Origin of the sequence: Lachnospira hominis (ex Liu et al. 2021) (assembly GCF_014287955.1) — a bacterium.
Lineage (GTDB): Bacteria > Bacillota > Clostridia > Lachnospirales > Lachnospiraceae > Lachnospira > Lachnospira hominis.
The window spans coordinates 252,127-272,924 of record NZ_JACOPD010000003.1; the positions used below are offsets into that span (position 1 = coordinate 252,127).

General features: G+C 37.5%; 13 protein-coding genes. 11 read left to right on the forward strand and 2 right to left on the reverse strand.

Annotated features, from left to right (window positions below; genetic code table 11):
* Positions 1-4: 4 nt before the first annotated feature.
* Entirely contained in the window at positions 5-532 is a 528-nt protein-coding gene (gene nrdG, locus H8S01_RS05815) for an anaerobic ribonucleoside-triphosphate reductase activating protein (protein WP_186836510.1), read from the reverse strand.
* A gap of 185 nt (positions 533-717) precedes the next feature.
* Here nrdG and H8S01_RS05820 point away from each other — a divergent pair, with 185 nt between their 5' ends.
* The 10 genes from H8S01_RS05820 (at position 718) to glyA (ending at position 17,810) form a co-directional block, all read left to right on the forward strand.
* The gene (locus H8S01_RS05820; RefSeq protein ID WP_021867239.1) at positions 718-3,081 is read left to right on the forward strand and encodes a beta-L-arabinofuranosidase domain-containing protein; all 2,364 of its coding nucleotides are present in this window, start codon (positions 718-720) and stop codon (positions 3,079-3,081) included.
* Positions 3,082-3,173: 92 nt separating this feature from the next.
* Entirely contained in the window at positions 3,174-4,010 is an 837-nt protein-coding gene (locus H8S01_RS05825) for a sugar phosphate isomerase/epimerase family protein (RefSeq protein WP_021867240.1), read from the forward strand.
* A gap of 53 nt (positions 4,011-4,063) precedes the next feature.
* Positions 4,064-5,728, forward strand: a complete 1,665-nt coding sequence (locus H8S01_RS05830) for an ABC transporter ATP-binding protein (protein ID WP_243204225.1) — start codon at positions 4,064-4,066, stop codon at positions 5,726-5,728.
* Positions 5,729-5,744: 16 nt separating this feature from the next.
* Complete coding sequence (locus H8S01_RS05835) at positions 5,745-7,568, forward strand: ABC transporter ATP-binding protein (protein ID WP_243204226.1); 1,824 nt, start codon at positions 5,745-5,747, stop codon at positions 7,566-7,568.
* Between the two features lie 117 nt (positions 7,569-7,685).
* Entirely contained in the window at positions 7,686-9,980 is a 2,295-nt protein-coding gene (locus H8S01_RS05840; protein WP_186836512.1) for a RelA/SpoT family protein, read from the forward strand.
* A 20-nt stretch (positions 9,981-10,000) separates the two neighbouring features.
* Entirely contained in the window at positions 10,001-10,630 is a 630-nt protein-coding gene (locus tag H8S01_RS05845) for an MBL fold metallo-hydrolase (protein WP_021867244.1), read from the forward strand.
* 50 nt (positions 10,631-10,680) lie between these two features.
* Complete coding sequence (gene hemZ, locus H8S01_RS05850; RefSeq protein ID WP_186836513.1) at positions 10,681-12,087, forward strand: coproporphyrinogen dehydrogenase HemZ; 1,407 nt, start codon at positions 10,681-10,683, stop codon at positions 12,085-12,087.
* Positions 12,088-12,144: 57 nt separating this feature from the next.
* On the forward strand, positions 12,145-13,941 hold the full coding sequence (gene aspS, locus H8S01_RS05855) for an aspartate--tRNA ligase (protein ID WP_021867246.1): 1,797 nt from the start codon (positions 12,145-12,147) through the stop codon (positions 13,939-13,941).
* 67 nt (positions 13,942-14,008) lie between these two features.
* A complete protein-coding gene (locus H8S01_RS05860; RefSeq protein WP_186836514.1) occupies positions 14,009-16,516 on the forward strand; it encodes a methyl-accepting chemotaxis protein in 2,508 nt (835 codons plus the stop codon).
* A 52-nt stretch (positions 16,517-16,568) separates the two neighbouring features.
* A complete protein-coding gene (gene glyA / locus H8S01_RS05865; protein ID WP_021867248.1) occupies positions 16,569-17,810 on the forward strand; it encodes a serine hydroxymethyltransferase in 1,242 nt (413 codons plus the stop codon).
* A gap of 348 nt (positions 17,811-18,158) precedes the next feature.
* Here glyA and H8S01_RS05870 read toward each other — a convergent pair whose 3' ends face one another.
* Positions 18,159-19,388 carry an argininosuccinate synthase gene (locus H8S01_RS05870; RefSeq protein WP_021867249.1) on the reverse strand — a complete coding sequence of 410 codons (1,230 nt, stop codon included), beginning with the start codon at positions 19,386-19,388 and terminating at the stop codon, positions 18,159-18,161.
* A 280-nt stretch (positions 19,389-19,668) separates the two neighbouring features.
* Between H8S01_RS05870 and argC the strand changes: the two genes are divergently transcribed.
* Positions 19,669-20,715, forward strand: coding sequence for an N-acetyl-gamma-glutamyl-phosphate reductase (gene argC / locus H8S01_RS05875; RefSeq protein ID WP_186836515.1), 1,047 nt, complete (start codon positions 19,669-19,671; stop codon positions 20,713-20,715).
* Positions 20,716-20,798 lie beyond the last annotated feature (83 nt).

Here is a 20,798-nt window from a genome sequence, read left to right on the forward strand (position 1 = left end):
AGGTTTATTTATCAAAGTCATATAAAATGACATTGCCGCTTTTCAATGATTCGTTTACAAGGATTGTACGCTGGTTTTCAGAGCCTTTGAATTTGAGATTGAGATTTTTAAGCTCTTCAACAAAGCGTCCGTCAACAAGAACATCAATATAACTTAGCAGTTCATTGGTTTCTTTCCACCTTTTACACATGTTTTCTATGATATCTTTATCAAATAAAAACCCGGTAAAACACCATATATCTTTTTGTGGCAGGACTTCACGTACCTGTCTTACAAGAGGAAGAAGACCTTTCTGGTTACTGTATTCAAATGGTTCACCGCCAAGAAGTGTAAGCCCCTGTATATAATCCGGTTTCAAAGATTCGATAATAGAATCAATTGTATCCTGTGTAAATGGTTTCCCATAATTAAAATCCCATGCGATTTCATTGAAACATCCGGGACAGTGATGGCTGCATCCGCTTACAAAAAGAGATGTGCGTACTCCCGGACCATTGGCTACATCACAATATTTGATTTCTGCATAGTTCATTATGATCAGTCTCCAATCTTACGTTAATTAGCACTACATATTATAACAGAAAAAAAGTATGTTGAATAGGTTTAAAAATCTGTAAAAATATATATAAATATCTATAGTTCAGTGGAAAAATACAGAATATATGTTAAAATAATAACAACATAAATAAGACTTTTACATGAAAGGAAGACAGCATTATGATAGAGATTAATTTTGACAAACTTTACAGATATCCAAGGATTGCAGAACCGTGTACAATATGTATTCCGGTAGAAAAAGGAAAAATATATTCTAAAGATAATGTATGCGTTATGCAGGATGGAAAACCGGTTCCTACACAGGCAAAGGTTACATCAAGATATGATGACACATCAATAAGATATCTTTTTGTAAGGTTTATGGCTGATCTGCCGGCAAATAAGGGCACAAAAGTATATTGTGAACTTGATTGTAAAGATGTCAATGATAATCCGGACATTTTATGTACTGAGAGTAGTACAGGAATAGAAGTTGATACGGGTGCGTTAAAGTTTAAGGTTGAAGATTATGCCTCATACATTTTTAAGGAAGTTAATGATGGGAATAAGATATATACAAATGAAAATTTTGCCGGCCCATATCTTAAAGAAGCTGATGGAACAAGTTATGATATAGAACTTGAAGAATGGAATATAATAGAGTGCGGTCAGGTGTGTGTGTCTTTGTGTACAAAAGGCGTAAATGTATCAAAAGATAAAGATAAAAAGATAGAGTTTGAGATAAGAATTAATGCATATGCCGGAAAACCGTGGGTTGAACTTTCATACAGAATTATAAACACAAGCATGGAAGAACTTGATATAGCATCACTTGTATTTTATGCAAAAGCTGATTCTTCAAGCCGCCTTAGTGATATTATGAAACCTATGAATTTTGATGAGAAGCCGGATTCTACAGGATGTGGCGATATAATGACAGATAATACCAGCTGTACCGGACCTGTTTTTCATACAAGGGGAACGCATGAACTTGAACTTTTTGATGAGAAAGCACCTGTTTTGGATGTAAGGACAATGGTGGGAAGTTCTAATTATAGGACAGATTTTTATATAGGAAAAAATGGAGAAGAAGTAAACCGTCATGTAGATGCACATTATCTTATGAAAGAGGCAAATGAGCATTTTGCGGAAGTTTTATATGGTACATTTTTTGCTGACAGGACAGATGCTAAAGGCGGACTCTGTATAACTGTATATCAGGCACAGCAAAATTACCCAAAGGCTGTAAAGTCAGACAGTGAAGGTATTGCTGTTATGCTTGTTCCTGAGGGAGAAGACAAGGTTATCATGCAGCCGGGAATGGCAAGAACACAGAAAGTGCTTATGCATTTTCATGCTGCGGATGAGAAGATTCTTGAAATTGATAACAGAAGTCTTATTTACCAGATGCCTGACAGACCATATATTTCTCCTGAGATGTTTAAAAATGCCGGAGTTATGCCGGATATTTTCCCTGATAAGTTAAATGATGATGTTGAGATGTTTCTTATAGGAAGAGCTGACGAACATGCAAGATGTTATGGCATGCTTAACTGGGGCGATACATGGGATTCTAATTATACACAGCAGGGAAGAGGCAACGGAAAGACAGTGTGGAGTAATAATGAATATGATTATCCACATTCATGTGCGTTGGAGTATGCAAGAACCGGTGTGAGACGTTTCCTTGACTATCTTCTTGTTTCAACAGAGCATCAGATGGATGTAGATGTGTGCCATTACAGTGATAATCCGTTACGAATCGGCGGTCAGTGGGAACATACGGCAGGACATTGCAAGAATGGTATTATGGTGTGTTCGCATGAGTGGGTTGAAGGTCTTATTGATTATTATCATTTTACAGGCGACGAAAGAGCATTAACTACGGCTGTTGGAATTGGAAATAATATATTAAAGCTTCTTGATACACCAATGTATGCTGTTCCGGGTGAGGCAAATGCAAGAGAAACAGGCTGGGCACTAAGAGCACTGACGGCATTATATGTTGAGACTGGTGAATCAAAGTGGATTGACAAATGTGAATGGATCGTTGACAGCTTTAAGAAATGGGAAGAAGAATATGGCTACTGGCTTGCACCATATACAGACAATACAACAATACGTGTAGGATTTATGATTTCTGTTGCGATTGGCAGTGTTATGAGATATTACAGAGTATTTCCGCGTGAAGATATCAAAGATATGATAATCCGTGCTGTTGATGATCTTATTGAAAACTGTATGCTTGGATGTGGAGTATTTTATTATAAAGAACTTCCGAGTCTGCAGAGACTTGGTAATAATACGCTTTTGCTTGAATCTCTTGCAATAGCTTATGAGCTCACAGGAGATGTGAAGTATCTTAAACCAGGAATAAAGACATTCGACAAAACAATTGATTCAAAGGCAGCAACGACAAACGGTGTCAAGAAAATTGTTGATGATGCAGTGATATGTGCCGGTGCAAGCACAAAGGGATTTGCTCAGAGTTTTATCCCTGTTATTACATATTACAAGGCATTGTCAGAAAATGGATTGTATTAATCCGCCATGTCTTGCAAAGACCAAAAAACCGTAGTAATATTAAAATATTGATTATATGGTAATGCACTATATGTGCCGGAATGGAGGATAATATGAGAATAGGTATAAGAGCTCATGATGTAAAATATGCACCGCTTGATGAACTGATTCCAAATATACATAATCAGGGATTTCATTGCATGCATATAGCACTAAGCAAGTCAATTAAGGAATTTAAGCCGGAGATAAGCACAATGACACCCGGACTTGCAATGTATATCAAGGAATTGTGTGCTGAAAATAAAGTTGATGTGGCTGTGCTTGGCTGTTATCTTAATTTATGCAACCCTAATCCGGAGCAGCATAAAAAGATAGTAGAAAAATACAAGGCACATATAAGATTTGCAAGTATTTTAGGCTGTGGAGTTGTTGGAACAGAGACTGGTGCCGTTAACGAAGAATACAAGTACGAACCGGCAAATCATTCTGAGGAAGCACTTGAGACATTTATAGAAAATCTGAGACCTATAGTAAAATATGCAGAGCAGTTTGGTGTTATATTTGCAATTGAACCGGTGTGGAAGCATATTGTATACACAGTTGAGAGAGCAAGAAAAGTTCTGGATGCTATTGATTCACCTAATCTTCAGATTATATTTGACCCTGTAAATCTTCTTTGTGTTGATAATATCGATAAACAGGATGAGATTATTGAAAAGGCATTTGAACTTCTCGGAGATGATATAGCTGTAGTCCACTGCAAGGATTATGTCGTTGAGGGCAATGAGTTAAAGTCTATTGCTGCCGGAACAGGAAGCCTTAATTATCCGCTTCTCTTAAAGAAGATAAAAGAATACAAGCCATATGTTCACTGTACGCTTGAAAATACGGTGCCTGAAAATGCTGTCGCAACAAGAGAATTTATGGAAAGAACATACGCCGAAGTATGAATTTAATATTCAGATATATGAAACCCCACTTCCCACGCATGGTAGTGGGGTTTATGGTTAAATTTTCCGGAACAGTAATGGATCTGCTGCTTCCGTGGATACTTGCATATATTATTGATGAAGTTGTGCCTGAGGCAGATATTGCGAGAGTTGTACAGTGGGGACTTGTCATGGTTGTCTGTGCATTTATTGCGGTACTCGGCAATGTGACAGCAAACAGAATGGCTTCATCAGTTGCGAGAGATTCAATGCGTGTTTTAAGAAATGATACATTTACGGCAATTATGAATCTTTCGTGCGGACAGGTTGACAACTTCTCTCAGAGCACACTTATATCACGAATGACAAGTGATACATATAATATTCATCAGATTATGAATTCTATGCAGAGAATGGGTGTGCGTGCACCGATTCTTCTTATTGGCGGGATTATTGTTACTATGACACTTGATCCGGTGCTCTCGGCAATACTTGCATCAACACTTCCATTTCTTGCAATAGTAGTCATATATGTTGCTAAAAAAGGCATTCCTCTTTATAACACGCATCAGAAGGCAAGTGATGTCATGATAGGCCGTGTGCGTGAAAGTATTACAGGAATACGAGTTATCAAGGCACTTTCAAAAGGTGATTATGAGCGTGAGAGATTTGAAAATATCAATCTGGATGTTGTTGAAAAGGAGAAAAAAGCGGGTATAACAATGGCACTTACCAATCCGGTTATGAATTTCCTTCTTAATGTTGGCTGGGTAATGATTATATTTGTTGGGGCAGTCCGTGTAAATGCCGGACTTACAGCACCTGGTAAAATTATTGCATTTCTTACATATTTTACAATAATCCTTAATGCCATGCTTTCAATAACACGTCTTTTCGTTATGTTTTCAAGAGCCGGTTCGTCTGCCGAAAGAATAGAAGAAATATTACAAGCCCGGTCTGACATTAAGAATCAGGATACTAATGATAATAAAAGCTGTGATGAGAGCCTTCCGTATATTGTTTTTGATAATGTGAGTTTCTCATATAATGGAAATGTTGATAACCTTTCTGATATTTCATTTTCACTGGAAAAAGGCCAGAAGCTTGGAATTATTGGTGCAACAGGCTCTGGAAAGACAACAATTATCAATCTTTTAATGAGATTTTATGATGTCTCATCAGGAAAGATATTCATTGATGGAAAAGATATTCGTGATTATGATGTGGGTGTTCTGCGTGAGAAATTCGGTGCTGTATTTCAGAATGACATTATATTTGAAGACAGTGTTTCGGAAAATATAAAACTTGGAAGAAATATAACTGACGAGAATATGAAAAAAGCAGCAAAAGCATCATGTATTGATTCACATATAAGCCAGATGGATGAAGGATACGATTCATTTCTTGCAATAAGAGGAAATAACCTTAGTGGTGGACAGAAACAGAGAATGTTAATTTCGCGTGCGATTGCGGGAAATCCTGAGATTCTTGTGCTTGATGATTCTTCAAGTGCACTGGATTACAAGACTGATGCAGCAATACGAAAAAATATTGATGAAATGGGAAAAAACACAACTACAATTATAGTTGCACAAAGAGTAAGTTCAGTGCTTGACTGTGATAAGATAATTGTTATAGATGAAGGCAGGATTGCAGCATGCGGAAATCATGATAAGCTTCTTAAAACATGTGCAATTTATGCAAGAATAAGCAGTCTTCAGAGCGGAATAACACAGTAAAGGAGAAAGTGTTATCATGGCAAAAACAGGTGCAGATATGTTCCGTATGGGACCAAAGATTGCAAAGGGAACAAGTGCGGAAGAGATATATAAAAACAGCAGAAGTATCAATAAAAAGGGTACTATTTTGAGACTGTCAAAATACCTTATGAGATATAAATATCTCATGGCAGCAGCGTTATTTTTATCAATTGCGGGTAATGTTTTTGCACTTATCGGACCAAAGCTTTCAGGTCAGGCGATTGATGCAATAACCGGTACCGGTCAGGTGGATTTTAAAAAAGTCACGCATTACTGTATTCTGATGGCAATATTTTATATTGCATCTTCAGTAATGTCTTATATACTTTCTGTCCTTATGATACATATAACACAGAAATGTGTTTACCAGATGAGAAAAGATGTCTATGACAGCCTTATGAAACTTCCGGTATCATATTTTGATAAACATCAGACGGGTGAGATATTAAGCAGAATTTCTTATGATATAGATACAGTAAATACATCGCTTTCAACTGACCTTGTGCAGATACTCACGAGTGTTATAACGGTTGTCGGCTCGTTCTTTATGATGCTTTCGATATCTCCGATGCTGATACTTATATTTGTTGTAACAATACCTTTGTCATTTCTTATAACAAAGTTTATTACAGGAAAAACAAGACCATTGTTTCGGGAGCGTTCAGCAGCACTTGGACGTCTCAACGGATTTGTTGAAGAGATGATAGGCGGGCATAAGACAATAAAAGCATATCACAGGGAAGAAAATACTATTAACAAGTTCAAAGAAAATAATGATGATGCCGTAAAATGTTATTATGAGGCAGAGTATTTCGGAAGCATGACAGGTCCGTGTGTTAATTTTGTTAATAATCTTTCGCTTGCATGCATATCTGTCTTTGGTGCTGTATTATACATTGGAGCTAAGATTTCAATTGGTGATATTTCTTCGTTTGTACTTTATTCGAGAAAATTTTCAGGTCCTATCAATGAGGCAGCAAATGTACTGAATGAATTCCAGTCTGCAATTGCAGCGGCAGAAAGGGTGTTCAGGCTTATTGATGAACCGAAAGAACCTGTAGATAAGCCTGATGCAGTCAGCCTTAGTAATGTAGAAGGAAAAGTTGATTTTGATAATGTAAGCTTTGGGTATGTAAGAGATAAGATAATACTTAAAGATATAAGTCTGTCAGCAAAACCCGGACAGGTAATAGCAATAGTAGGTGAAACAGGAGCCGGAAAGACAACAATAATTAATCTTCTTATGCGTTTTTATGATATTGCCAGCGGCAAGATAAGCATTGATGATAAAAACTACAGGGATTATAAAATGTCGGATTTAAGGAAATCTTTTGCAATGGTTTTACAGGATACATGGCTGTTTAACGGAACGGTGTACGAAAATATTGCATATGGTAATGAAAATGCTACAAGGCAGCAGGTTATAGAAGCAGCTAAAGCAGCAAAGATTCACAGATATATTGAAAGTCTGCCTGATGGTTATGATACTGTGCTTACTGAAAATGCAACAAATATTTCAAAAGGACAGAAACAACTACTTACGATTGCGAGAGCAATGCTTCTTGATTCGTCAATGCTCATACTTGATGAGGCGACGTCAAATGTTGATATAGTAACAGAGGCGGATATATCCGGTGCAATGGTCAAACTTATGAAAAATAAAACATGCTTTGTCATTGCACACAGACTGTCTACAATACAGAATGCAGACAGGATTCTTGTGGTAAAAGACGGCAATATTGTAGAGCAGGGAACACATCAGGAACTGCTTGATAAAAAACAGTTCTATTACAGTATGTATAATGCTCAGTTTTCGTGAAAAACAAGGGATTATACAGTAATTGACTACTTGTATTTTCAGATGGTAGAATATATAATTAATATTAAAACTAGAAAGAGACACAGCTGGAGCTGATGATGAAGCGGAGGTAATGGTATGCCGGAAAAGATTGTACTTGAACAGGATAAGAATATTAAAACAAAAGAAGTTGAGAGACCGGTGGATACTCCTGCGGATTTCACAAGCCCGGAGGTGCTTTATCAGGATTTAATCACAGAGATTAAAAAATATCATCCGTCATCGGATTTATCTGATATTGAGAAAGCATATAAGGTCGCTTACAAGGCACATGAAGGACAGAAGAGAAAGTCGGGTGAGCCATATATAATTCATCCTCTTTGTGTTGCAATTATACTTGCAGAACTTGAGCTTGATAAGGAGTCGATTATAGCGGGTCTTCTGCATGATGTAGTTGAAGATACAGTTATGACAAGTGAAGATGTAGAAAAAGAATTCGGCTCTGAAGTTGCACTTCTTGTTGATGGTGTTACAAAGCTTACACAGCTCAACTATGAGCATGATAAAATAGAAGTCCAGGCAGAGAATCTTCGTAAGATGTTTCTTGCTATGGCAAAAGATATTCGTGTAATTATGATAAAGCTTGCCGATAGACTTCACAATATGAGAACAATGCAATACCAGTCACCGGCTAAGCAGATTGAAAAGTCAAGAGAGACTATGGAAATATACGCTCCTATTGCACACAGGCTCGGTATTTCAAAGATTAAGGTTGAACTTGACGACCTTTCAATGAAATATCTTATGCCTGATGTATACAACGATCTTGTTGAGCAGGTAAATCTCAACAGACCCGGCAGGGAAGCATTTATCAAGAGTATTATAAAAGAAGTCGGAATGCACATAAGCAATGCCGGAATTGAGGCAGAGATTGACGGAAGAGTAAAGCACTTCTTTTCTATTTACAGAAAGATGGTCAACCAGAATAAGACACTTGACCAGATTTATGATATTTTTGCCGTAAGAATCAAGGTTGACACAGTAAAGGACTGTTATGCCGCACTCGGTGTAATACATGAGATGTATAAGCCAATCCCGGGACGTTTCAAGGATTATATAGCAATGCCTAAGCCTAATATGTATCAGTCGCTTCATACAACATTGATTGCTTCTAACGGACAGCCGTTTGAGGTGCAGATTCGTACTTATGAGATGCACAGAACTGCTGAGTATGGTATTGCGGCACACTGGAAATATAAAGAAGGCAAGAGCGGTGCACCTTCCAATGAAGAGGCAAAGCTTAGCTGGCTTCGCCAGATGCTTGAATGGCAGACAGAGATGTCTGATAACAAAGAATTTCTTTCTTCTATTAAGAGTGATTTGAATCTTTTTTCAGATAATATATATTGTTTTACACCTACAGGTGATGTCAAGAATCTTCCGGCCGGTTCATGCCCTGTTGATTTTGCATACAGCATTCACAGTGCAGTCGGCAATAAGATGGTAGGTGCAAGAGTCAACGGCAAACTTGTAACCATAGATTATGAATTAAAGAGTGGTGACAGAGTTGAGATTATCACATCGCAGAATTCAAAAGGACCGAGCCGTGACTGGCTTAATATTGTCAAGAGCACGCAGGCAAGAAACAAGATTAATCAATGGTTTAAGCAGGAGTTAAAAGAAGATAATATTTTAAAGGGCAAGGAGCTTATAACTAATTACTGTAAGACAAAAGGCATTGTTCTTTCTGATATTATGAAACCTGAAAATCAGGAAAAGACACTTAACAAGTATGGCTTTAAAGACTGGAATTCACTTCTGGCATCTGTCGGACATGGCGGATTAAAGGAAGGTCAGGTTGTCAATAAGCTTGTTGAGGAAAATGAAAAACGCAAGAAAGCCGAAGTTACTGACAATGATGTACTGGAAGGCATTGTACAGCAGGAAGCAAAGAATAAAGATAAATATAAAAAAACACGTGGCGGTATAGTAGTCAAAGGCATACATGATGTAGCTGTAAGATTTTCAAAGTGCTGCAATCCGGTGCCGGGCGATGAGATTGTCGGATTTGTAACAAGAGGAAGAGGTGTTACAATACATCGTACAGATTGTGTAAATGTTATTAATTTTCCTGAAAATGAGAGAGAACGTCTCATTGAGGCTGAATGGGAGCAGGTTGATTCATCTGCTGATAAATACAGCACTGAGATTAATATTTTTGCAGGTAACAGAACCGGACTTATTGTAGATATATCAAGAATATTTACAGAAGCTAACATAGATGTTAAATTTATGAACAGCCGTGTTAATAAGAAAGGTATTGCAACAATTAATCTTGGATTTGACATACATGGAAAAGATGAGCTTAACAGGCTTGTAGAAAAGCTTAGAAATATCGAAGGCGTTACAGATGTAGCAAGAACAGCAGGCTGATTAAAAACTGGAGAAATAATATGAATATAAAAATGGATTATACTGTAATACCGGGAGTTTCAACAAACTGTTATCTTCTGATAAACAAAGATACAGACGAAGCAGTTATAATTGACCCGGCTGGCAATGAGCCACAGATTAGTGCTTTGATTGAAAAAAATAAATGTCATCCATGTGCAATACTTATAACTCATGGCCATTATGACCATATAGGTGCAGCAAGGCAGCTTGCCGTTAAATATGGAATAAAAGTGTACGCGGGTGAGCATGAAAAGGAACTTCTGGCAGATGCATACAAGAATCTTTCGGCTCATATGGGAGCTAAGATAACACTTGAGGCAGATGTCTGGATTAAAGATAAACAACATATTAATCCAGCCGGAATAGATATAGAAGTAATCCATACGCCGGGACATACATCAGGCGGTGTGTCATATTATGTTAAAGATGCATCTGTGCTTTTTTCAGGTGATACTTTGTTTGCTGAATCAGTTGGAAGGACAGATTTTGCAACGGGAAGTTTTTCAGATATTGTTTCAAGCATAAAAGATAAATTGTTTTTACTGCCTGATGATACAGTTGTATTTCCGGGGCATGGTGAGAGCACATCAATTGCCCATGAAAAGAAATATAATCCATATTGCCAGTAAAATATCTGTCTGGCTGCAATATAAAAATTAATAACAGAAATGAGAAAAATATGATTTATGTAGATTTGCGGAATTCTGATTTTTATGATGATGCACAAGTGCTTATAAAGTCGTTTTATCCTAGAATGCAGACATCGCTTCTAAAAGACGACTCCCGGCTTACGGATGAGGATACGGTTATATATGCAGATACTTCAATGTGTGAAGGTGTTTCAAAGAAAGAGGCACATGACAGATTTAAGAAAAATCTGTATTTAAAGCTTCAGGGTGATACGGGAAAAAATCTTCCCTGGGGATATCTTACAGGTGTAAGACCAAGTAAAATTGCATATTCAATGTTAGAAGCTGGTAATTCTGATGAGGAGATCATGTCAGAATTTGAAGAAAAGCATTTTGTGTCTCATGATAAAGCAGAACTTGCAATGCAGGTCGCAAAGACAGAGAAAAAGATTCTTGAAGACATTGATTATACAAATGGTTACAGTATTTACATAGGAATTCCGTTTTGCCCGACAACATGCCTGTATTGTTCATTTACATCGTATTCACTTGCAGCTAACAGGTCCAAAGTTGATTTGTATCTTGATGCACTTGTCAAAGAAATGAGATTTGTTGCGGACAGAATGAAAGGCAGACGTCTTGATACAGTATATTTTGGAGGCGGAACGCCGACCACTCTTGAACCTGAACAGCTTGACAGGCTGCTTAATGAGCTTGAAGCAGACTTTGACATGAGTACCGTAAAGGAGCTGACTGTAGAGGCGGGAAGACCTGACAGTGTGACGGTACAGAAGCTTGAAGTGTTAAAAAAACATGGTGTTGACAGGATTTCTATAAATCCGCAGACGATGAATGACAAGACTCTTGAAATTATCGGAAGAAGACATAGTGCCACGCAGGTTGAGGAAGCATTTAAACTTGCAAGAAGCGTTGGCTTTGATAATATTAATATGGATATTATTCTTGGACTTCCGGGTGAAGGAATTAATGAACTGCGGTATACACTTGACAAAATAAAAGAGTTAAAGCCGGAGAGTCTGACTGTTCATTCGCTTGCGATAAAGAGGGCAGCCGCACTCAATATATGGCGTGAAAAATATGAAAACCTGAAGTTTGAAAACAGTGATGAAACTGTGAGTCTTGCACAAAAGTATGCCGGTGATATCGGCTGTATGCCATATTATATGTATCGTCAGAAAAATATGGCAGGAAATCTTGAAAATGTAGGTTATTCTGTTCCTGGAAAAGAATGTATTTATAATATTCTTATTATGGAGGAAAAACAGACAATAATAGCCATGGGTGCAGGTGCATCAACAAAAGCGGTATTTGATGCGGACCAACCGAGTCCGCGGATAGAGCGTGTCGAGAATGTAAAAGACCTGACAAGCTATATTTCAAGAATTGATGAAATGATTGAAAGAAAAAGAATATTTTTTGACAATAATATGTTATAATTAAATAACATGTTATAATAAATAATAATTATGTTATTTACAGGAGGAAAGTTAGTAATGGCTGAAGCAATGGTAGGCTTAAAAAGAACACATAGATGTACGGAGGTATCAGCTGCCAATGTAGGCGAGACTGTAACAGTTATGGGCTGGGTTCAGACAAGAAGAAATCTTGGCTCGCTTATATTTGTGGATTTGAGGGACAGAAGCGGCCTTTTGCAGATTGTATTTGATGAAAATTCAGTTGGAAAAGAAGGATTTGATAAAGCATATACACTTAGAAATGAATATGTTATAGCTGTAGTCGGAAAGGTTGAGAAGCGTTCAGGTGCAGTAAATGAAAATCTTAAAACAGGTGATATAGAAGTTGTTGCATCACAGCTCCGAATTCTTTCAGAATCAGAGACACCACCATTTCCAATCGAAGCTAATATCAATACGAAGGAAGATTTGAGATTAAAGTACAGATGTCTGGATTTAAGAAGACCTGATATCCAGTCAAATATTATTATGAGAAGCAAGGTTGCCACGCTTACAAGAGCATTCCTTGCCAATGAAGGATTCCTTGAGATAGAGACACCAATGCTTACAAAGAGTACACCGGAAGGAGCAAGAGATTATCTTGTACCTAGCCGTATTCATCCTGGTAAGTTCTATGCACTTCCGCAGTCACCACAGCTTTTTAAGCAGATGCTCATGTGTTCAGGTTATGACAGATATATGCAGATTGCAAGATGTTTCCGTGATGAGGATTTACGTGCAGACAGACAGCCTGAATTTACACAGATAGATATGGAGCTTTCTTTTGTTGATGTAGATGATGTTATTGATGTAAATGAAAGACTTCTTGCACATCTTTTTAAAGAGGTTCTTGGAGTTGAAGTTAAGCTTCCAATCCAGAGAATGACATGGCAGGAGGCCATGGACAGATTCGGTTCAGATAAGCCTGATTTGAGATTTGGCATGGAGCTTAAAAATGTTACAGATATAGTTAAAAACTGTGGATTCGGAGTATTTACAGGTGCTATTGAAAATGGTGGCTCAGTACGTGGTATTAATGTTAAGGGTCAGGGTGCAATGCCTCGTAAAAAGATTGATGCACTTGTTGATTTTGCAAAGGGTTATGGTGCAAAAGGACTTGCCTATATTGCTATTCATGAAGATGGAACAGTTAAATCATCATTTGCGAAGTTTATGACAGAAGAAGAAATGCAGTCACTTATCAAGGCAATGGATGGAGAAAATGGTGATTTACTTCTCTTTGCGGCAGATAAGAATAAGATTGTATGGAATGTTCTTGGTGCACTCAGAGTTGAACTTGCAGACCAGCTTGGACTTCTTGACAAGAATGAATTCAGATTCTTATGGGTAACAGAATTTCCTCAGTTTGAATGGTCTGATGAAGAGAACAGATTTGTGGCAATGCATCATCCGTTTACAATGCCTATGGATGAAGATCTTGATATGCTTGAGACTAACCCTGGTGCAGTACGTGCAAAGGCATATGATATTGTACTTAACGGTACAGAAATCGGTGGTGGTTCAGTAAGAATTCATCAGGCAGATGTACAGCAGAGAATGTTTAATGCACTTGGGTTTACAAATGAAGCGGCATATGAAAAGTTCGGATTCCTTCTTGATGCGTTCAAGTATGGTGTACCACCACACGCAGGTCTTGCATATGGTCTTGACAGACTTGTAATGATTATGGCAAAGAGAGACAGCATCCGTGATGTAATAGCATTTCCAAAGGTTAAAGATGCATCATGTCTTCTTACAAATGCACCTGATGTGGTTGATGAGAAACAGTTAAGGGAACTTTCAATAAATATAGATGTTGAAGAAGACGATAAATAAAAAGAGATACTAAAAGTGCTGTGTTGCTGTTGCAAAAGGAAAGAGCATTAGAAAGAGGTATACGTGTATGGGAGATTTTGAAGAAAAAAATCAGGAAAGCGAAAATTTAATAACAGACGTATCATCAGAAGAAACAGCTAATGAGAATTACAACAATGACATCGACGTGATTGACGCAGAGACCGCTGTTGAACAGTATGATGAGTCAGGTAATGATGTAAATGTTAGCGATGATGTTATATCTGAAGATGTTCAGTCAGATGAGTCTGAATCATCTCAATCTTCTGAACCAGAAGATAATATTGATGATGATATTTTGCAGGATGATTTAACAGAAGACAGTAGTAATGATTTAACTGCTGACAGTAACGATGTCATGCAGGATTTATTTGCAGAAAATGATTTGCAGTCTGAAGAAGATAATAAAACTTCTGGCGGCAGGAAAAAGAAGAGAAAAAACAAGAATAACAAAAAAGCAAAAACAGAAAGCAAAAAAACAGAAGATTTAATGAAAAATCTTGGAAAATTCAAGCTTTCGGCTGGCTTTAAAAATGGAATATCCATAAAGTTTAAGCTTATTAGTGCATTTATAATTCCGGTACTTCTTATAGTGCTTCTTGGTGTGGTTTCGTATGAGACAGCAGCAAATGCCATAAAGTCAAGCTTCATGGAAACTTCAGTGTCAACGATACAGAAAACAGCAGATTATTATACTTTGATGTTTTCTAATATTAAGGCACTTGCAAATGATTTTGCTAATAATGCCGATGTTAGATCGTATTATTCAGGTTCGCTTGCATCAGACCCGCTTAATGAGAAAAATGTTTATGATAATCTTAATACTAATCTGTCATCTACAGCACTTGGAAATAAGGCTGTAAAGGCGGTATATGTAATTGGTAAAAACGGAAAGAATATTTTTACAAGTGCCACATCAATGGATCCTACTGGTGAGTATAACAGTGTTAAGGCAGCATCAGAGGGACAGACAATTGATAAAAATAAATCAGCATGGTTTACATCAAGAGATTACATCGACCAAAAGGGTGCAAAAGATTATTCTGTAAGCTTTGGACGTCAGCTTTCCGGTAATTCAGGAAAGGGTGTAGGTTACATATTCTATGATTTAAAGACAGATTATGTATCAGATACACTTAAAGATATTGATCTTGGTAAGAACAGCATGGTACTTCTTATTGCTCCGGATGGCGGTGAGATAGGTGCAACGGATAATGCAGACAGTAATGCAAAGTATATATCTGACAAAGAGTTTTATGAGACAGCTGTTAATGGTGAGGAAAAGAGCGGAAGCAAGTTTGTTAAATATAACGGGAAACGCCAGCTTTTCGTATATAGCGTGACAGATGACGGATTTATGGTATGTGCAATGATTCCTCAGAGTACAATTCTTGCACAGGCAAATACAATAAAATATGTTTCTGTAGGTGTTGTTATTGCATCAATTATAATTGCAATTATAATTGCCGGTTTCCTTTCTACAAATATTATCAAGGCAATCAAGCATATTATGGATAGGCTTGAAAAAGCTGCGGCTGGTGACCTTACAATAAATGTTGATGTTAAGGGGCATGATGAATTTGCAATACTCGGAAAGAGTACAAACGGCATGATTAGCAACGTAAAGAGTCTTATTGAACAGACAAAGAATATATCGGGCATGGTTGATAATTCCGTTGAAACCGTTGCACAGAATGCACAGCAGCTTCTTGATGATACACAAAAGATTACTGTTGCAATTCAGGAAATTGAACATGGTGTTGTCCAACAGGCAGAAGATTCTGAGGATTGTTTAAGACAGATGGATAATCTTTCAGATAAGATTAATCTTGTATCTGATAATTCAGACAAGATTGCACGCATTGCAGATGATACATCAAAAATCGTTGAAAGCGGAATGACATCAATACAGGAACTTAAAGGCAATGCGGAAAGTACAGTTCAGATAACAAATCAGGTTATCGAAGAAATTACAAAACTTAAAGATTCATCAAAGTCAATTGCACATATTATTGGTGCAATTAATGAAATTGCAGAGCAGACTAATCTTTTGTCTCTCAATGCTTCAATAGAAGCTGCAAGAGCCGGTGAAGCAGGAAGAGGCTTTGCTGTAGTTGCTGATGAAATCAGAAAGCTTGCAGAACAGTCTGTGGATTCTGTAAATGAAATCCGTAAGATTGTTGATGATATTAATGCAAAGACTAATGATACAGTCAATATTGCAAAGAAAGCAGAAGATGTTGTTGAAATACAGGGCGAATCGCTTCAGAATGCTGAGCATGTATTTGACAAGATTCAGGAACAGTTTACAGAACTCATAAGTAATCTTGATGAAATTACAAACGGTATTGATACAATAGCGGATGCAAAGGCACAGACAATAGATGCAATTCAGAGTATTTCAGCTGTGTCACAGGAGACTGCTGCGGCATCAGAAGAGGTAACAGAAACAGCTAACCGTCAGCTTCAGCAGGTTGAAGCACTTAATGAGGCAGCACAGAATCTTAACCAGAATTCATCAGCTTTGGCAAATGCTATTGACTTGTTTAAGATTTGATTATATTATAATAGAATATACAAAAAATTAATAATTATACGGAGGTTGCACAATGTATTCATTTGATGAAGTTTTAAATTACGACCCTGAAGTAGCGAAAGCTATGGAGGACGAACTCACAAGACAGAGAACACACATTGAGCTTATTGCATCAGAAAACCTTGTAAGTAAGGCCGTTATGGCAGCTATGGGAAGCCCGCTTACGAATAAATATGCAGAGGGTTATCCGGGAAAACGTTACTATGGCGGATGCGAATATGTGGATGTTGTTGAGACTCTTGCCATTGAGAGAGCTAAAAAGCTCTTTGGCTGTGAGTATGCAAACGTTCAGCCACACTCAGGTGCACAGGCTAACCTTGCAGCATTCTTTGCAATGGTAGAGCCGGGCGACACAGTTATGGGTATGAGCCTTGACTGCGGCGGACATCTTTCACACGGTTCACCTGTTAATATTTCAGGTAAATATTTCCACATTGTTCCTTATGGTGTAACTTCTGAAGGTTTTATAGATTATGATGAAGTGTTAAGAATTGCAAAAGAATGTAAGCCTAAGATGATTATTGCAGGTGCAAGTGCATATGCAAGAACAATCGATTTCAAGAAGTTCAGAGAAATCTGTGATGAAGTTGGTGCTTATCTTATGGTTGATATGGCTCATATCGCAGGTCTTGTTGCAGGTGGTATGCATCCAAGCCCGATTCCTTATGCTGATGTTGTTACAACAACAACACATAAGACACTTCGCGGACCAAGAGGCGGCATGATTTTAAGTTCAGCCGAAAACGCAGATAAGTTCAAGTTCAATAAGTCAGTATTCCCTGGTATACAGGGTGGCCCTCTTATGCATGTAATTGCTGGTAAGGCTGTATGCTTAAAAGAAGCATTAGATCCAAGTTTCAAGGTATATGCAAAGAATATTGTTGATAATGCAGATGCACTTTGCAAAGGTCTTATGAACAGAGGTTTTGATATTGTTTCAGGAGGAACAGACAATCACCTTATGCTTGTAAATCTTATTAATAAGGGTGTTACAGGTAAGGAAGTTGAGAAGCTTCTTGATGCTGCAAACATCACATGTAACAAGAATACAATTCCTAACGATCCTGCTTCGCCTTTCGTTACAAGCGGTATCCGTCTTGGTACAGCAGCAGTAACAACAAGAGGATTCAATACAGAAGATATGGACGTTGTTGCAGAAGCAATCGCTCTTCTTGTTGATGATGTTGAAAAGAATCAGGCAAAGGCTATGGAACTTGTTAAGGGACTTACAGACAAGTATCCTCTTTATGAATAATTCAATTTCATGAATAATTAAATAAAAAATTGTATAACACATACATAACAACAAGCCGCAGGACAGATAATGTTTTGCGGCTTGTTGTTATATAATTTACGCGTGTAACGAGCCAAAGTCCGTGCTTGCACGAGACCTTGGCGACTGCCGCGATAACTTGAGAAACTCGCGGAGCGTGTTTCTCATAGTTATGGCTTTGTGTTGCTCATTGTAAAGATTGGGGGGGTTGTATTAATTTAACTGAAAAATAGAAAGAATAAAATAAAAAAGGGGCTGGTGGCTTTACGATTTTCAATCGTTAAAGCGACCAGCTCTTTTTTGCTATGTACAAAATTAATTTTTGTTATTTTACTTTGTATTATTGTTTTTCTTAACTTCTTCCTGCTTCATAGCACGAACCTTTAATGAAAGACCGAAAAGATTAATGAATCCTTCTGCGTCATGGTGGTCATAGAGGTCACCTGTCTTGAATGAAGCGATTGATTCGTTGTAGAGTGAATATGGAGAAGTTGTACCTGCTTTGATGATATTGCCCTTGTAAAGCTTGAATTTAACTTCACCTGTTACATATTCCTGAGTTTTATCAACGAAAGCCTGAACAGCTTCACGCAGAGGTGTGAACCATTTTCCTTCGTATACAATCTGTGCAAATTTATTGCCCATATCAAGTTTTAACGCTGTTGTATCTCTATCGAGAATTAATTCTTCAAGCTGCTGATGTGCTTCGTAGAGAATTGTTCCGCCGGGAGTTTCATAAACGCCACGTGATTTCATGCCTACAACACGGTTTTCTACGATATCGATAATGCCGATGCCATGTTTTGCACCGAGTCTGTTAAGTTCACGGATAATATCAGATACTTTCATCTGTTTGCCGTTGACTGATGTAGGAACACCTTTTTCAAATGTCATTGTTACATATTCAGCTTCATCAGGTGCATCTTCAGGACGATTGCCAAGAACAAGAAGATGTTTGTAATTAGGCTCGTTAGCTGGATCCTCAAGTTCAAGACCTTCATGGCTGATATGCCATAAGTTACGGTCACGGCTATAGCTTGTATCTACAGAGAATGGAAGATGTATGCCGTGCTGTCTGCAATATTCAATCTCGGCTTCACGGGAATCAAGACCCCATTTATCATTTCTCCAAGGAGCAATAATCTTAATATCAGGAGCAAGTGCTTTGATTGCAAGTTCAAAACGAATCTGGTCATTACCTTTACCTGTAGCACCGTGGCAGATAGCAACAGCTCCTTCTTTACGTGCAATTTCAACAAGCTTCTTAGCAATAAGAGGTCTTGCCATTGATGTACCAAGAAGATATTTGTTCTCATATACAGCATGTGCCTTTACACAAGGAACAATATATTCGTCACAGAATTCATCTGTAATATCTTCAATATATAACTTAGAAGCACCGCATGAAATAGCACGTTCTTCAAGTCCATCAAGTTCTTCGCCCTGTCCGCAGTCTGCACATACGCAGATAACATCGTAATCGAAATTCTCCTTTAACCATGGGATAATAGCAGTAGTATCAAGACCGCCGGAATAAGCTAAAACAACTTTTTCTTTCATAAATAAATCCTCCTTATTATTGCGGGGAAAATAATGCCGCATTTATAAATATACGACAGAAATCTGTTCTCCTCGTGTTGTGAATCTCATGTGTTTTATAATAATCCAATCATAATAAAAAAGCAATAGGCAAAATTATTTTTATGCAGAAAAATGTGAATAAAATACATAATTCATGCATAAATATAAAAAATATGCAAATAAGACTTTACATAAGAAAAAAAGTTGCTATAATAAAAAACATACACAAAATGCATGCAGATGCGATTGGAGGAAGTATATGATAAAAGTAGGAATTATCGGAGCGACAGGATATGCCGGAAATGAGATTGTAAGATTATTGCTTGGACATAAGGATGTAAAGATTGTATGGTTTGGTTCGAGAAGTTATATCGACCAGAAGTATGCAGATGTATACAGAAATATGTTTCAGCTTGTAGATGATGTCTGCATGGATGATAATATGGAAGAACTTGCCAATGAGGTTGATGTAATATTTACAGCAACTCCACAGGGATTATGTGCATCACTTGTTAATGATGACATATTAAATAAGGTAAAGATAATTGACTTGAGTGCTGATTTCAGACTCAAAGATGTAAATATTTATGAAAAATGGTATAAAATCGAGCATAAAGCTCCCCAGTACATAGATGAAGCGGTTTATGGACTCTGTGAGATTAACAGGGACAAGATTACAAAGGATACAAGAATAGTTGCTAACCCTGGATGTTATACAACTACTTCAATCCTTACACTTTATCCTATGGTAAAGGAAGGACTTATTGACCCTGATACAATTATAATTGATGCAAAGAGTGGAACTTCAGGTGCGGGAAGAGGTGCAAAGGTTGCCAATCTTTTCTGTGAAGTAAACGAGAGCATGAAAGCATATGGTGTCGGAACACACAGACATACACCTGAGATTGAAGAACAGCTCGGATATGCATGCGGAAGAGATGATTTAAAGCTTATATTTACACCGCATCTCGTTCCTATGAACAGAGGAATTCTTGTAACAGCATATGCAAATCTTAAAAAAGATGTAACAGATGATGATGTAAAGGCTGTATACGATAAATATTATAAAGATGAGTATTTTGTGAGAGTTCTGGATAAAGGTGTATGTCCTGAGACACGATGGGTTGAGGGAAGCAATTTTGTCGATATAGGATATAAGGTAGAGCCTAGAACACACAGACTCATTATGATGGGTGCTTTGGATAACCTTGTTAAAGGTGCTGCAGGTCAGGCGGTACAGAATATGAATCTTTTATTCGGACTTCCTGAAAATGAAGGACTGCAGCTTGCACCGATGTTCCCATAATAGTAGATATTTTGTGGGATTAACCGGACAGCAACGAAAAATAAATCACACAATATAAATACACCGTAATAAATTCAGCGTGA